This window comes from Bacteroidota bacterium (assembly GCA_034723125.1).
Classification (GTDB): domain Bacteria; phylum Bacteroidota; class Bacteroidia; order CAILMK01; family JAAYUY01; genus JAYEOP01.
Map to the genome: position 1 here is coordinate 1 of JAYEOP010000376.1, position 2,367 is coordinate 2,367.

Here is a 2,367-nt window from a genome sequence, read left to right on the forward strand (position 1 = left end):
GTTGTTTTGTTGCAATTTTCTATTCGTCAACTTTTCTAATCTTGAATCCACTTTAAAAAGTAATGAGTGCAGGTTTTGAAAATCAGGAATTGCCCCATTCCCTAAAGGGAGTCCTGATTTTCAGCTATTTCCCTCTTTAGGGTTTGGGGTAGAAAGGAGCTGAAAATCATTTTAAGACTTTTTAGAGTGGACTCAATCTTATTTTTCCTCAAATTAATTTTTTCCCGAGAATATTCATATATTTGATAATGAATTTTAGTTCAAATTGAGGATAAATAATAAATATTTATGGGACAAAAAGAAAAACTTTATGATGCTTTTGGAGAATTGGTTTATGCATTAGCACTATCGGACGGAGAAATACAAAGTGTAGAAATCGAGGTTCTTGAAAACATACTTAAAACACACCACTGGGCAAAAGAAATTAAATGGTCATTTGATTATGAATCATTAAAAAAAAGAACTGTGGAGGATGCATACAAAAAAGCTATGTTTATTTTTAAAGATCATGGTCCTGATCCCGAATACAAATTTATGCTGGACGTGTTAACAAAAGTTGCAGAAGCTTTTGAAGGAATTGTTCCTGCCGAAAAAGAAATAATTGATAAATTTCAAAAGGAATTAAAAGAAAAATTTTTGAATGATATTGAAAAAATGAATTAATATTTTAGGATTGTTAAATCAAAACAATTGCACCATTATTGATATAAATGAAAAGCTAACTTCACATCAATTTTCAAAAGTACAATTATGAAAAAAATGAATTTCAACCATATTTTTATACTTTTTATAAGCATAGTAATTTTATCAGGCTGTTCAAGTTCAACTCTTATACATTCCGAACCTCCGGGTGCTACTATTTATATTGATGGTGAAGAAGTTGGAGAAACTCCTTACAGATATTCTGATGAAGATATATTTTTCACCAAACATGATGTCAAATTAGAAAAAGAAGGTTATCAAGATTTTTATTCTTCATTTCGCAGAGATGAAGAAATAAATATTCCTATTGCTATTGGTGGTTTTTTTGTATGGCCTATATGGTTATGGGTTTTTGATTATGATTATTCAAGAACTTACGTTTTAAAACCTCTTGAAAACGGGGATGTTTATAAAAAAGAAAATACAAGTTCAAAAGCTAAACGATTAAGGGAAATGAAAGAATTATTTGACGAAGGAGCAATTACAAGAGAAGAGTATGAAAAAGAGAAAGAAAAAATATTAAACGAAAAAGAATAATTTCATATAAATGCTTTTATTCAACAATCATTTTTTTTGTTAAAGATTTATTTCCACGTTTAATTTCTAAAATATAAATTCCCTTTTTAAAGTTATTTTCAATCTTGATTTTTTTAATCCCCTCTCCTGTTACACTATCTTCAATAATAGCCTTACCGTCAATTGTATAAACTCCCACAGTTACTTTCTTGCTTGTTTTATTGTAAAATTCAACAGTAATACTTTCGTTTGAAGAGTTAAAATTCAATCCTTCAAGCTTTAGATTATTTTTATTATTTACATAACTTTTTTCACTAAAATCTTCAATTATTATTTTATTATCAACTTGTTTTATTTTTACAATTATTTTCTTTTTATTTACATCCTTATCATTCATTATAACTTTTGAAATTTCTTCAGTATCCTCCCCCTCTATTCTGATAACAACAACTTTTTTATTATTAATTGATTTAACAATATCTTCTTTGGTCTTTTTAACTCCCATTTTCAGTGAATCAAGATTTTTTTTAATAGCTTCTTTCTCAACTTCATCAATTTTAATCAATTTTTCAAAATCAATACTTTGAATGCTTTTGTTAATTTCTTCTATTATTTGCTCAACATCTATTTCTTCAGCGGCTTGTTGAAGACTTTGTTCTATTTTCAAAAGTATTTTCTCAGTTTTAACTGTGTAAATTTTATTTTGAAATGAATCTGTTGAAACAATTATTACCTTTTTTGCATTTTCAATCCCCTTGTTTATTTGTTTATTTATTTCATTTAGGGACTTTTCGTTAATAAGCTCTTGGTTTTTATAGGTTTTAACCGAAATACCGGTATCACTTCTTGTAATAATTATTTCTTTATTAATGTTTTTACCATCCTCATCAACAAGCTCAATTTGTATTACTTTTTTCTTGGTTTTATTTTGTGAAAACACAAAATTTGAAAAACTTAAAAAGATAATAATTAAAAGGAATATTCCTATTTTATTGATTGTTTTGACTTTATCTTTCATATTATTAATATTTAAATGCTTTTTTACTAAACAAAAATACAAATTAGTTTTTAATTTTTAGCTTTTAGTTTTTAGCTTTTTGCCTTTAGCTTTTGGCTTTTAGCCTTTAGCTTTTTGCTTTTAGCCTTTAG

3 protein-coding genes are annotated in these 2,367 nt (G+C 26.6%); 2 read left to right on the plus strand and 1 reads right to left on the minus strand.

The window, feature by feature from the left end; all coding sequences use genetic code 11:
- Positions 1 to 288: 288 nt before the first annotated feature.
- Positions 289 to 663 carry a TerB family tellurite resistance protein gene (locus tag U9R42_10050; protein MEA3496363.1) on the plus strand — a complete coding sequence of 125 codons (375 nt, stop codon included), beginning with the start codon at positions 289 to 291 and terminating at the stop codon, positions 661 to 663.
- A gap of 87 nt (positions 664 to 750) precedes the next feature.
- A complete protein-coding gene (locus tag U9R42_10055) occupies positions 751 to 1,239 on the plus strand; it encodes a PEGA domain-containing protein (GenBank protein MEA3496364.1) in 489 nt (162 codons plus the stop codon).
- A 16-nt stretch (positions 1,240 to 1,255) separates the two neighbouring features.
- Here the strand turns inward: U9R42_10055 and U9R42_10060 are convergent, their stop codons facing one another.
- Positions 1,256 to 2,236 (minus strand): T9SS type A sorting domain-containing protein, encoded by a 981-nt coding sequence (locus U9R42_10060; protein ID MEA3496365.1) that lies wholly within the window; start codon positions 2,234 to 2,236, stop codon positions 1,256 to 1,258.
- Positions 2,237 to 2,367: the final 131 nt, after the last annotated feature.